The sequence below is a fragment of the Devosia sp. genome (assembly GCF_036563435.1).
Lineage (GTDB): Bacteria > Pseudomonadota > Alphaproteobacteria > Rhizobiales > Devosiaceae > Devosia.
This window is the reverse complement of the sequence record NZ_DATCMJ010000001.1, coordinates 87,313-99,877: the sequence shown is the minus strand read 5'-3', so window position 1 is coordinate 99,877 and position 12,565 is coordinate 87,313. Positions and strand designations below refer to the sequence as shown.

Annotated in this window: 13 protein-coding genes and 1 other RNA gene; 9 read left to right on the top strand and 5 right to left on the bottom strand. The window is 63.4% G+C overall.

All coding sequences use genetic code 11. The features are described from left to right. The first annotated feature begins 1 nt into the window (after position 1). Complete coding sequence (locus tag VIL88_RS00440) at positions 2-2,176, top strand: esterase-like activity of phytase family protein (RefSeq protein WP_331984795.1); 2,175 nt, start codon at positions 2-4, stop codon at positions 2,174-2,176. A 177-nt stretch (positions 2,177-2,353) separates the two neighbouring features. Next, positions 2,354-6,001: an AsmA-like C-terminal region-containing protein gene (locus VIL88_RS00435; RefSeq protein ID WP_331984793.1), complete on the top strand. Its 3,648-nt coding sequence runs from the start codon at positions 2,354-2,356 to the stop codon at positions 5,999-6,001. Here the strand turns inward: VIL88_RS00435 and VIL88_RS00430 are convergent. From VIL88_RS00430 to ssrA, 3 genes are all read right to left on the bottom strand, one after another. Continuing rightward, positions 5,998-6,237, bottom strand: coding sequence for a ribbon-helix-helix domain-containing protein (locus VIL88_RS00430; RefSeq protein WP_331984791.1), 240 nt, complete (start codon positions 6,235-6,237; stop codon positions 5,998-6,000). The genes VIL88_RS00435 and VIL88_RS00430 overlap by 4 nt on opposite strands. Positions 6,238-6,246: 9 nt before the next feature. Next, positions 6,247-6,732 (bottom strand): SspB family protein, encoded by a 486-nt coding sequence (locus VIL88_RS00425; protein WP_331984789.1) that lies wholly within the window; start codon positions 6,730-6,732, stop codon positions 6,247-6,249. 119 nt (positions 6,733-6,851) lie between these two features. After that, positions 6,852-7,186: a transfer-messenger RNA gene (gene ssrA / locus VIL88_RS00420) on the bottom strand. A gap of 63 nt (positions 7,187-7,249) precedes the next feature. Here ssrA and VIL88_RS00415 point away from each other — a divergent pair. After that, positions 7,250-7,423 carry a hypothetical protein gene (locus tag VIL88_RS00415; RefSeq protein ID WP_331984787.1) on the top strand — a complete coding sequence of 58 codons (174 nt, stop codon included), beginning with the start codon at positions 7,250-7,252 and terminating at the stop codon, positions 7,421-7,423. A gap of 4 nt (positions 7,424-7,427) precedes the next feature. Here VIL88_RS00415 and VIL88_RS00410 read toward each other — a convergent pair whose 3' ends face one another. Next, positions 7,428-7,628, bottom strand: a complete 201-nt coding sequence (locus VIL88_RS00410) for a YdeI/OmpD-associated family protein (RefSeq protein WP_331984785.1) — start codon at positions 7,626-7,628, stop codon at positions 7,428-7,430. Positions 7,629-7,663: 35 nt separating this feature from the next. Then, positions 7,664-7,930: a RidA family protein gene (locus VIL88_RS00405; protein WP_331984783.1), complete on the bottom strand. Its 267-nt coding sequence runs from the start codon at positions 7,928-7,930 to the stop codon at positions 7,664-7,666. Between the two features lie 288 nt (positions 7,931-8,218). Here VIL88_RS00405 and VIL88_RS00400 point away from each other — a divergent pair, with 288 nt between their 5' ends. From VIL88_RS00400 to hflK, 6 genes are all read left to right on the top strand, one after another. Further along, complete coding sequence (locus VIL88_RS00400) at positions 8,219-9,013, top strand: thymidylate synthase (RefSeq protein WP_331984781.1); 795 nt, start codon at positions 8,219-8,221, stop codon at positions 9,011-9,013. Further along, complete coding sequence (locus tag VIL88_RS00395; protein WP_331984779.1) at positions 9,010-9,330, top strand: phosphoribosyl-ATP pyrophosphohydrolase; 321 nt, start codon at positions 9,010-9,012, stop codon at positions 9,328-9,330. The genes VIL88_RS00400 and VIL88_RS00395 overlap by 4 nt, the downstream gene beginning before the upstream one ends. 29 nt (positions 9,331-9,359) lie before the next feature. Beyond that, positions 9,360-10,364: a DUF4424 domain-containing protein gene (locus VIL88_RS00390; protein WP_331984777.1), complete on the top strand. Its 1,005-nt coding sequence runs from the start codon at positions 9,360-9,362 to the stop codon at positions 10,362-10,364. Between the two features lies 1 nt (position 10,365). After that, positions 10,366-10,851 carry a GNAT family N-acetyltransferase gene (locus VIL88_RS00385; RefSeq protein WP_331984775.1) on the top strand — a complete coding sequence of 162 codons (486 nt, stop codon included), beginning with the start codon at positions 10,366-10,368 and terminating at the stop codon, positions 10,849-10,851. After that, positions 10,851-11,357 (top strand): dihydrofolate reductase, encoded by a 507-nt coding sequence (locus VIL88_RS00380; protein WP_331984773.1) that lies wholly within the window; start codon positions 10,851-10,853, stop codon positions 11,355-11,357. The genes VIL88_RS00385 and VIL88_RS00380 overlap by 1 nt, the downstream gene beginning before the upstream one ends. Before the next feature lie 75 nt (positions 11,358-11,432). Then, on the top strand, positions 11,433-12,563 hold the full coding sequence (gene hflK, locus VIL88_RS00375; protein WP_331984771.1) for an FtsH protease activity modulator HflK: 1,131 nt from the start codon (positions 11,433-11,435) through the stop codon (positions 12,561-12,563). The last annotated feature ends 2 nt before the right edge of the window (positions 12,564-12,565 follow it).

Here is a 12,565-nt window from a genome sequence, read left to right as displayed (position 1 = left end):
CATGCATTCATCGAAACTGCTGACGGCGCTGACTGCCGCCTTGCTCACCACGACCGCTTCGGTGGGAGCGGCCGAATATTTCAACCGCGTGGCCAGCTTTCCGGTCGAGTTGAACAATCCCGAGGCAGAAGCCTCGTCCTCGGAAATCATCACCGCTACCGATGACGGCATGACCCTGATCTATTCCGACAGTCCCGCTGGCGGCATCGGCTTTGTCGGCATCAGTGACGCCAAGGCCCCCAAGGAAGCGGGCTTCCTCGATATGGAGGGTGAACCGACTTCCGTCACGGTAATCGGCGGCAAGGCCTATGTGGCGGTCAACACCTCCGAATCCTACACCGAGCCGTCGGGCAAGCTGGTAGTGGTCGACATTGCCGGCCAGTCGGTCGACGGTGAGTTCGACCTTGGCGGCCAGCCCGACTCTATCGCGCACAACAAGGACAACACGATCCTTGCTATCGCCGTCGAGAACGAGCGCGACGAAGACGTCAACGACGGCGATATTCCTCAGGCCCCCTCTGGTTACCTGACGCTGGTCACGCTGGCTGATGGTGCCGTTACCCAGGACGGGATCAAGAAGGTTGAGCTGACAGGCCTCGCCGCCGTGGCCGCAGATGACGCGGAAGCCGAGTTCGTTGCCTTCAACGAGCAGGACGAGGTTGCCGTGACGCTTCAGGAGAACAATTACGTCGCCATCATCGATGCCAGGACTGCGACCGTAGTCGGCGGATTCGATGCTGGCGAGACCGGCATTTCAGGCGTCGATACCAGGGACGACGGCCGGATTGATTTCTCGGGCGAGAACAAGGTCGTGCCCCGCGAACCCGATGCGGTGAAGTGGCTCGACAATGACCGCCTCGTTGTCGCCAATGAAGGCGATTGGAACGGCGGTTCGCGCGGCTTCACAATCTTTGATCGGGAAGGTTCGGTACTGTTCGACTCCGGCAATGCGCTCGATGTCAACGCGGCGCAGATGGGCCACTATCCGGACGGGCGCAACAAGAAGGGCGTGGAGCCCGAAGGTCTGGAAGTTGCGACCTTTGGCGACACCCAGTATATCTTCATTGCCGAAGAGCGCTCCTCGCTGATCGCCGTCTACAAGGACACCGGCGCTGAACCCGAATTCGTGCAGTCGCTGCCATCCGGCATCTCGCCGGAGGGGCTGGTCGCCATTCCCGAGCGCAACCTCCTGGCCACCGCCAACGAAGCCGACCTGCGGGAAGATGGCGGCGTCGGCAGCCATGCAATGCTCTTTGAACTCGCCGGGGGAGAGGCGAGCTACCCCACTCTCGTCAGTGACCTCGATGAAGATGGCCACCCAATTGGCTGGGGCGCCCTGTCGGGTGCCGTCGCCGGAGCCGAGCCGGGCACGATCTACGCGGTCTCCGACAGCGTGCTTTCGGGTGAGCCGGCCATCTATACAATCGACGCGACGCAAACGCCGGCGGTGATCACGGCCAAGACGCCGATCACGCGCAACGGCGAACGGGCCCAGAAGCTCGATCTGGAAGGCATCACGCTGGACGGCGAGGGCGGGTTCTGGCTGGCCAATGAAGGCGATACCGGCGCCCTAACGCCGCACGCGCTGATCCATGTCGATGCCGAAGGCGAAATCCAGGACGAGATCGCCTTCCCCTCCGAGCTGCTGGCCGGCGAAATCCGTTCGGGCGCCGAAGGCGTTGCTGCTATCGGCGAGGGCGACGACCTCACGCTCTGGATCGCCATCCAGCGTGAGTGGAAGGACGATGAGAAGGGCTTCGTGAAGCTCGTGTCCTACAAGCCGGCTTCCGAAGAATGGGGCGCCGTGCGCTACCCGCTAGAAGCAGCGCCGGAAGGTGGCTGGGTCGGCCTCAGCGAAATCACGGTGCATGGCGACAACGCCTATATCGTCGAGCGCGACAACCAGATCGGTGCCAAGGCGGGTTTGAAGGCGATTTTCCGCGTGCCGGTTGCCGAGCTGGTGCCGGCTGAACTGGGAGGCGAGTTGCCCACCGTCAGCAAGGAGGAAGTGCGCGACCTGATCCCCGACCTCCAGGCCTTCAACGGCTATGTGGTGGACAAGGTGGAAAGCCTTGCCATCGACAGCGAGGGCAACGGCTATGTCATCACCGACAATGATGGCGTGGATGATTCTTCGGGCGAGACCTTCTTCTGGTCCATCGGCTCGATCCAATAAGCGTGCATGCATCACGCTTGAATGGCCGGGCCTTGGTGCCCGGCCGTTTCATTTTTGCGCCATCGCGCCCAATTGAGGCACCGCCGCTCATTCCGCTCGTGTATTCAGCCTTGGTCATGCTTGCGCGTAAGCCGGTCTTGCCTACACTTGCGCAGCTTTACGGGGTAACCATTCGACGTGCTGAACCGCATCTACATCATCGTCGGTACGCTGGCGATCATCGTGCTGGCCGGCGCCTTCATTGCTCCCTATTTCATCAGCTGGAGCGACTATCGCGGACGCATGGAGGAACTGGCGACAGCGATGCTGGGCACGCCTGTCACCGTGCGGGGCGATATCGAGTTCAGCCTCCTGCCGCAGCCGCGCCTGCGCTTTGCCGATGTGCTGGTTGGATCCACCGAGGCGCCGGCTGCGACCGTCGACAATGTCGAGGCCGAGTTCGCGCTGATCGACTTCCTGCGCGATGACTACACCATTACCCGCCTGGTCCTGCGCCAGCCGGTCATCGACTTTGCCGTGGACGAGAGCGGGTTGTTTGGCAGCGGAGTCACCGTGGCCACGGGGACGGACGGCATCAGCCTTGGGCAGACCACCGTGGTCGATGCCACCGTACGGTTGATGGACCGGCGCTCGGGCGAGAACTTCGTTGCTGAAAAGGTCACTGGCGACCTGAGGCTCTCCAACTTCAGCGGGCCGTTTTCCTTTGCCGGGACCGCCGAATACCGGGATGCCGTCTATAGCCTGCGGATCAATGCCAGCGCGCCGGATGCGGCTGGCAATGCCCGGCTGTCGGCGTTTCTCCAGCCACAGTCGGGACGCTTCTCCTTTTCGGCCGAGGGGGCATTGCAGGCTGGCATGGCGCCCAAGTTCGACGGCGATCTGGTCTTCCGCCAGGCACCACCAGCGGCCCAGGCGGCGGAGGACATTCGTGGCGACATGGTGCTGGAAGCCAAGGTCGCCGGCTCCACTGACCGCATAGTGTTCTCGAACTACACACTGCGGCCAGATGAAAACCGGGCAGGGACGCGGCTGACCGGGGCGGCCAGCATACAGCTGGGCATGCGCCGGAGCTTTGATGCGGTAGTGTCTGGTGGTGTGATGTCGCTGCCGCCGCGTGATGCCAAGGAAGATGCCAGCATCTTGCCATACGAGGCCGTACGCCTCCTGTCGGAACTGCCCGCGCCGATCGTGCCTCCCATCGCCGGCCGGATTGGGATCGACCTAGCCGAGGTTGGACTACGTGGCTTCTCCCTGCGCAACCTGCGGGTGGATGCAACCACCGATGGCCGCGTCTGGTCCATTGAACAGTTGATCGGTGAACTGCCAGGCGACACGGAGCTTCGCCTCAAGGGCACATTGGCTGCCGAGGCCGATCGGCCCACGCTGCGGGGTGAGCTGAACGTCCGGAGCGAACGGCTCGACGCACTGGCGGCCCTGTGGCGCAAGCCCGGCGACAATACCCCCCTGTTCAACCTGCCGGGGCAACTCACCGGGCAGGTCATGCTGGCGGGCGATGCCCTTGGACTCAGCAATGGAGTCCTGACCCTGGACCAGACCAGCCACGCCGTGGAGGCCCGGCTGGGCTTTGGGGACGAGAGGCGGCTCGACCTCGTGGGGCATTTCGACCAACTGGGCACGGCGGGTAGCGCTGCCCTCGCAGCCCTCTTGCCGGATAGCGCAGGGGATGCCGCTTTCGCCAACAGTTTCCCTACCGGCAGTTTCGCGCTGAGTGCCGAGAGCGCCCGGCTGCTGGATCTGGATGGGGAGGGCTTGGTCGCGGAAGGCCAGTGGGGCGCCGGGCAATTGAGCTTTTCGCGGCTTTCGGCAGCGGACTGGGGCGGGGTTGGAGTAGATACCACGCTTGCCCTCTCCGGCAGCGCGGCACAGCCCTCTGTATCCGGCGAGGGAATGGTGCGGATTGTCGAGGGAGAGGCCCCGGCACTGCAGCGGCTCTACGACCTGGCCTCCTTGCCTGTGTCCTGGCGTACCTATCTCGGCGGGTCCTCCCCAGCCGACCTGCTGGTCAACGTCAGCGTACCGGTCGAAGGTGCACAGACGGTGACGCTGAACGGTGCCGTGGGCGCGGGCGAACTCAACCTGCGGGCGGAACTCAGTAGTGGGCTCGCGGGGCTGACGTCCGCACCGCTGCGGGTGACTGGCGCGCTCGAATCCACGGACGTTACGGGCTTGAGCCAGCAACTGGGCCTGGGCCCCGCCGGCCTGTTTGCGGGCGAGGGGTCGATGCTGGTCAGCTTCGGCGTCGAAGGGGTGCCGAACGACGCCCTGATCAGCCACATCACGGCCAGCCTGGGCGAGGAGAGCGTGAGCTTTGCAGGCCGTCTGCAGCCCGGTGACAATGGCGCCATTGACGGGGAAGGGACGCTGGACGTCCGGCTCGACGATGCGGGAGCACTGGCGCGCGTGATCGGCGCCGACGGCTTGTCGTTGCCCGCCGCCAATGGCAGCGCGCAGCTTGCGTTCAAAGGCACGGAAGTCGCCGAGCTGACGGAGATCTCGGGGACGTCGAGCGAGACGGCGTTTTCTGGCGCGCTGACGCTGTCGCGGACCGGCTCGACGGGGTCCGTGACAGGGGCGATGGAAGTCGACCGTGTCTCCGCCGAAGGGCTGGCGGCGACCTTGTTCGGACCGGCAGCCCTGGTTGCCGGTGATGGTGTGTGGCCCGAAGGTCCTCTCGCCGACACCGGTGAAGCGCGGCGGACCCGTGGTGCCGTGACCGTCGCCTCTGGCGCACTGTCGGCCGGTGGGACGGACAAGTTCGGTGCAACCTGGTTTGAGCTGAACTGGGACGAGACCCGCACCCGCATCGTTGATCTCACAGCCGCGGCTGGCGAGGGAAGCATCGCGCTCGATATGGCGGTTTGCTGTGCCGGGCCGCTTGAAACCCGTACCCTTAGCGGCCGGCTGAGCGTGAACGCCTTGCCGGTGGAGACGATCGCTCCCGGCGCCGTCAGCGCTGCGCTGGATGGCACGATCTCCGGAGGGATGAGTTTCGAGGGCACCGGCGCCAGCCTCGCCGAAGCTCTGGGTAGCGCTGCCGGCGAGGGCACCGTCTCATTGACCGGGTTTTCGGTCGAGCAGTTGTCGCCGGACGTCTACCCCGCCGTGGCTGGCTTCGAGGACGTGCTCAACATGGAGCCGGACGCCATGACCGCGTTGATGAGCCTCGCCCTTGGGCAGGACACATTCTCGGCGCCTGCCGCAACCGGCGCCTTCACCCTGGCGGGCGGCGTGGTGCGGCTGGCCAACTTCATCGTCGAAGGCGAGGGGGCCAATCTCTCCGGCAGCCTCAGCCTTGCGCTGGAAACACTCAAGCTCGATGGCAGCTTCACCATGACGCCGGCCGGCTTCGAGGATCCTTCTGGGCTTGTGGGGCCGGATACATCGCGGGTGATTGCGCGGCTGGCGGGGACGCTCCTTGCCCCGCAGGTGGAGGTGGACCTCGACGAGATGGTTGCCGCGATACTGGTGCGCGCCAATGAGCTGGAGGTCGATCGCCTCGAACTGCTGCAGGCGGAAGACGCCGCCAGGCAAAGGGCTGCAGCCGAAGAGCGCAACCGGCTGATCGAGGCGCAGCGCAAGCGTGCTGCCGAGGAAGCCGCCCGTTTGGCAGCCGAAGAAGCGGCGCGGGAGGCGGCAGAAGCAGCAAGGCGCCTCGAGCAGCAGCAGCTTGAGCAGGAACAACAGCCGGTCAGTCCCTCGTTCGAGGTCTTGCCGGAAAGTTCGGCTGCACCATTTACCTTCGAACTGCCACCGCCGCAGGTCAACCAGTCCATCGGGAGTGGCGTGAACCAGCCGCCGTTCTAGCTTGTTGGCGCCTCGGTACCGGCGGCGCCCTCGGCCCGCCTGCGGTACCACGCGAGCACGGCAAGCCGCGCGGCGGAGGACAGGTTCGGGGAAGTCCGGTTCTCGTCGATGTCGCGGATCAGCCGCGCCATGGGAACGGCCTTTTCGGCTGCCATTGCCTCGAGGGCTTCCCAGAACTCGGCTTCAAGCGCGATGGATGTGCGATGGCCGGCGATGGACAGGGAACGTTTGTCCATCGATGGCGGTCAAGGCTTCTTGCGGAAGGCGTCGAGGCTGACGACCTTTTCGCCCGTGGCGTCCTCGCCTGGTTCGGCTGCTGCGACGGCTTCGGTCGCCGCGTCCGCCTTGCCCTCGACCGCCTCGGAGGAGGGTGCTGTCGCCGGATCGAACTGGAGACCGAACTGTACGGAGGGGTCGAAGAAGCCCTTGATGGCCGAGAAGGGGATCACCAGCGTTTCTGGAACGCCGTCAAAGGAGAGACCAACCTCGAAGCCCGTCTCGGTGACCTTGAGGTCCCAATACTGGTTCTGGATGACGATGGTCATCTCCTTGTCGTACTGGCCGAGCAGTTTCTCGCTCAAGCGCACGCCCGGGGCGCGGGTCGAGAAGGAGATGAAAAAGTGGTGTTCGCCCGGCAGGCCCGTCCGCGCCACTTCGGACAGCACCTTGCGCACGACCCCGCGCAGGGCTTCCTGGGCGAGAATGTCGTATCGCATGTGATCTTCGGCCATGGCTACCTTCCAATAAATTCGGCTGCTGCAGCGCAACAGGGGCATAGAATCCCGAACGGTCCATATCAGCCTCACGTTCCGTGAGATTTCAAGGACAAAGGCACTCAAGGTGAAGGGAAGGTGCAGGCTTCTGTTGCCAGGTGCCTGCGGACCCCGCCTGTCAGCCGGCTAGGGCTGGAGGACTTAATTTCCCAATGCTAGCACTGCTTACGCAGCGAGAGCGACTGGAGCCTTATGGTTGTCATTTGCAACTATAAGTTTCGGACCGATAACGGTGGTACCTCACCGAGCAAAAGCACACCCTTTACGCCCTCGTCGATCCTGTTTCGCCCCCTCATGGTGGAGGCGCCGGGTACTGCCCCCGGGTCCGATAGGTTTATTACGATGACAGTTTATTGCCATAGCCCTTGCGGGCAAGACCTATATAGGCACGCCGCTTGCCGTATGCAAACCCCGCAGGCGAAATGGACCCAAAAGTGAGAAGCCACGTTGTCTTCTTCAGCAACGGAGAACAGCCATGAGCCAGCCATTCGAGCAAAAGGGTCCTGCCCAGACGGTGGAAGTCGACCGCCAGGAAACCGCCAACCAGCAGGATCCGGGCCGCAGCGAACAGGCCAAGAAGGACGACAAGGAACTCCCCGGCGCCGAGGGACCAAATTCGGCTGGCGCCAACGAGGATACATACGACTAGAGCTCTAGCCGTTCCACTTCATGCCCATATAGACATTGCCGGCCTCGAGTTCCGCCAGCATCTGTTCGAGATGGCGGAGCTTGGTATCCTCACGCTTCACCTTGTTGATCCACAACAGGTAGTCGTTGCGCTGATAGGGCGGCCGGGCCTCATAGGCGGCGCGAAGGCTGCGTGAATCGAGCGCCTCGCGGACGAAGTCAGGCATGTCCTCCCGCTTGCGAAGCGGACGAAGCGCCGGGCTCATGGCAGCACCACCTGGGCTTCGATCTCGATCAGGTAGTCAGGATGCGCGAGGCCCGCCACCATCAGCGCCGTAACGGTGGGTGGATTGGGACGATTGTTCCAGACCTTCATCCATTCGGCAAAACCGGGTCCGAGATCGATCCCTTGCTTGATGGCCAGCGTGACCTTGACCAGGTTTTCGATCCTGCCACCTGCGGCATCAATGACCTTGAGCATGTTGCCCAGCGCCTGTTGCGTCTGCCGGCCAATATCGTCCTTTCCCACCACTTTCCCGTCGGCATCGACGGCGTTCTGGCCGCCGATCAGCAGGATACGCGCACCGGCAGGAATGATGATGTGCCCTGCGAAAAGGCCGGGTTATGGTGCATGCCTTGGGGTTTGACATATTCGATGGCCACGATGCCGCTCCTGGTTGCTGACGGGTAGCTTAGCGCAAAGCTGCTGACATCCAACGGCGGCATTGCAGGCGGTATTAGGTTACTCGCGGTGACGAGTTGTGCCCATGCTTGTCGGGGCATGCCAACGGCGCGGAATCGAGGTATCAGTGGCTGCATGCAGCCCTATCTCAAACTCCTCTCCGACATCCTCGAACACGGCGTCGACAAGGCGGACCGCACCGGTACCGGTACGCGCTCGCTGTTCGGCTACCAGATGCGCTTTGACCTTTCGAAGGGCTTTCCGCTGCTGACCACCAAGAAGCTGCACCTCAAGTCAATCGTCTATGAACTCCTGTGGTTCATCCGCGGCGAGACCAATGTGCGATGGCTGCAGGAGCATGGCGTCAAGATCTGGGACGAATGGGCCGACGAGAATGGCGACCTCGGGCCGGTCTATGGGTCGCAGTGGCGCAGCTGGCCCGCACCGGGCGGGCAGAAGATCGATCAGCTGGCCAACGTCATCGAGTCCATCCGCACCAAGCCGGACTCACGGCGCCACATCGTGTCGGCCTGGAACCCCGCCGAAGTCGACGAAATGGCACTGCCACCCTGCCATTGCTTGTTCCAGTTCTATGTCGCCAATGGCAAGCTCAGCTGCCAGCTCTACCAGCGCTCGGCCGACACCTTCCTGGGCGTACCCTTCAACATCGCCTCCTATGCGCTGCTGACGCATATGGTAGCGCAGGTTACGGGGCTCGGCGTCGGTGACTTCGTCCACACTTTTGGCGACGTGCACCTCTACGCCAACCACTTCGAACAGGCCCGGCTGCAGCTGACGCGTGAGCCGCGGCCCCTGCCGACGCTCAAGATCAACCCTGCCGTCCAACGGATCGAGGACTTCGTCTTCGAGGACTTCGAGTTCGTGGGCTACGATCCCCATCCGCACATAAAGGCGGCGGTTTCGGTATGACCGGGCAGCTGTCGGCGCTCACGGATGCATTGCTCCGCGTCTCCGATCGCTATGCGGAACTGTTCGACATTCGGCGTGATGACGACTGGTTCATCCTCAAGCTGCAGGAAGAACAGGGCGAACTCACCGCAGAGGTTCTGCGGGCAACCGGACGCGGGCGGCTCAAGGGCGCCAGCGGAGACGACGTAAGAACAGCTCTGGAAGACGAGACGGCGGACGTGCTCGCCATGCTGTTGCTGTTTGCCCGCCACAACGGCGTTGATCTTGACGCAGCGCTGCAACGAAAGTGGCTTAGCTACTTGCCACCGCAAGGTTGATGTTGCGCGTGGCACCTATGGAGAGTGGAATGAGAGTTCTCATTGCGATCAGCGCCTTGTTGGCTGCTGCCCCGGTCATGGCCAACGATACCTCGGCGGTTTTGACGACAGGCGGGCTCGAATTCGTCACCAATGAGCATATCGTGATGGAGAGCGAGGAGCTGTTCATTTCCAAGGACGAGATCCGGGTCATCTACCAGTTCCGCAATGATGGCGCCGAGGACCAGAACATCCTGGTTGCCTTTCCCATGCCCGATATTGTGCCAAACCACTGGTCCCCCGTCGCCTATCCGACGGGGCCCGATGACAACCTCTTCGAGTTCGAAACGACGCTGGATGGCGAGCCGGTCGAGGCAACGCTGCACGAATATGCCTATGCCTTCGGCGTCGACCGCACCAAGCTGGTGAAGCAGCTGGGGCTGCCGCTGGTGCCGATCAGCGACGCGGCGACGCAGGCCACCGACGAGCTGGCGCCCGAGGATGCCGAGCGCCTGCTGCACCTGGGCATGCTGATCCCTGACGAGTTCGATTCCGGGGACGGCTCGGAAAAGCACTATTGGCCCGCCTGGACCTACAAGGCGACCTATACCTGGGAAGGCGCGTTTCCGGCGGGCGAAACGGTCACGGTGGAACACCGCTACAGACCCAGCGTCGGCGGCACGGTGGGCGTCAGTTTCCTCGGGGACCCCTACGAGGGCTACGATCCCGCCACGGAATACAAGACCAAGTATTGTACCGACGAGGGGTTCCTCAAGGCGGTGCGCGCAACGCTCGCCAACCCGGATGAACCCTGGTCGGCGCCGTTCTACGAGAGCTGGATCTCCTATATCCTGACCACCGGCGGCAACTGGGGCAGCGGCAGCATCGAACGCTTCCGCCTTGTGGTCGACAAGGGCAGTACCGATAACCTCGTTTCGTTCTGCGGCGACAACGTCAAGAAGATCGGACCCACCACTTTCGAGATGGTGGAGACGAACTTCTGGCCCGAGAAAGAACTGGAAATCCTCCTCCTCGAGCGGCAGCCGGCGCCGTAGCATGGCGGAGGACCTCAGCATCCGCCCGGCCGTCGCGGCCGATGCCCCATCGATCCTCCGCTTCATCGCCGATCTGGCTGCGTACGAGAAGCTCAGCCACGAGGCGAAGGCGACCGAAGCCGATATAGTGCGCGACCTCTTCGGCGCCAATCCCAAGGTGTTCTGCGAGATCGCCGAGTGGCAGGGGCAGCCGGTGGGCTTTGCGCTCTGGTTCTATACCTATTCCACCTTTCAGGGCCGGCACGGCATCTGGCTCGAAGACCTCTATGTCGATCCTGCAATGCGCGGAAAGGGCATCGGCAAGGCCCTTCTGGTGCACCTCGCGCGTCGATGCGTTCGGGAGGAGCTGGGGCGGTTCGAATGGTGGGTGCTCGATTGGAACGAACCGAGCATCAAATTCTACAAGGCGCAGGGCGGCGTGATGCAGGACGAGTGGACCAAGGTGCGGATCGATGGCGCGGCGCTTCTCGCCCTGGGAGCCGCTTGATGATCAAGATCGCCCTTATCGCTGCGGTGGCAGAGAACGGTGTCATCGGCAGCAAGCAGACCATCCCGTGGCGCATTCCTTCGGACATGGCCTTCTTCAAGGCGACTACGATAGGCAAGCCGGTCGTCATGGGGCGCAAGCAGTATGAGACTGTGGGGAAGCCCTTGCCGGGACGCACCAATATCGTGGTGACGCGGCAGGCCGGCTACCGGCCGGGAGGCGTGGAGGTCTGCAAGACGGTGGAAGAGGCGCTGAACCGCGCGCGCCAGATTGCAGCCGCCGATGGCGTCGACGAGATCATGATCATCGGCGGGGGCGAGCTCTACGGGCAGCTGATCGACCGCGCCGATCGCCTCTATATCACCCATGTCGATCTGGCTCCGGAAGGCGACGTGCTGTTTCCGCCGATCGACCCTCAAGGCTGGGCGGTGGTCGATCTGCCCGAAGTCGCACCCAACCCCAGGGACGAGGCGACCTACCGCGTCAAAGTGTACGAGCGGCGTTGAGGCGCGGCGCATTGATCGCGCCGGGCGCTTGCCTATATATGTCCACAACGAAACGGTGGATGCGGAAGGAACGCGATGCCTTGGGAGAATAATGGGGGCGGGGGTGGCCGCAATAATAATGGCGGTCCCTGGGGGCAGGCGCCCGGTGGCGGCGGCGGTCCACGCCGGCCAGGGGGTGGCAATACGCCCAACCTCGAAGATATTCTCAACCGTGGCCGCGACCAGTTCCGCGGTGGGGTCCCCGGCGGACGCTGGGCCCTGATCGGCGGTGTGCTCGCGCTGATTGCCTTCTGGGGCATCAACTCGGTCTACACCATCAACTCCAGTGAAGTGGGCGTGGAACTGCGGTTCGGTACGCCCAAGCCCGAACTTTCGGGTGAGGGTCTCCACTTCCATGTCTGGCCGATCGAAAGCGTGGAACGCGTTCCGCTGACGCTGAATCAGACGCAGATCGGCACCGCATCGTCGGCTACCCAGACGTCTAACCGGAACCAGGCCGGCGGCGCCAGCGACGGCATGATGCTGTCGGGCGACCAGAACATCGTCAACGTCCAGTTTTCGGTGTTCTGGGCTATCAATGACCCAATCGCGTACCTCTTCAACGTGCGCGACCAGGAAGCCATGATCCGCTACGCCGCCGAAAGCGCGATGCGCGAAGTGGTCGGCCGCCGTCCGGCCCAGGAAGTCTATAGCGACGACCGCGCTGGCATTCAGACCGAAGTGCTCGAGATCATCCGCAATGTCCTGACCAGCTACGGTCTGGGCGTCGACGTTACGCAGGTGCTGATCGAAAATGCCGGTCCGCCGGCGGAAGTGATCGATGCCTTCAACGAAGTGCAGCGTGCCCGCCAGGACGAGACGCGCCTGCAGGAAGAGGCCCGTTCCTACGCCAATACCCTTTTGGGTGATGCGCGTGGTCGCGCCGCGGCCCTGCGCGAAGACGCAGCCGCCTACACGAACCGCGTGGTGCAGGAAGCGACCGGTGAGGCCGAGCGCTTCAACGCCATCTATGCCGAATACGTCAACTCGCCCGAGGTAACGCGCAAGCGCCTGTTCCTTGAAACCATGGAAGAAGTGCTGGGTAGCTCCGAAAAGGTGTTGATCGAAAACGGAGCCAGCGGCCAGGGCGTCGTGCCCTACCTGCCGCTGCCCGAACTGCGCTCCGGCGCAACGACCAACACCACGACTACGACCACGGGGAACTAAGC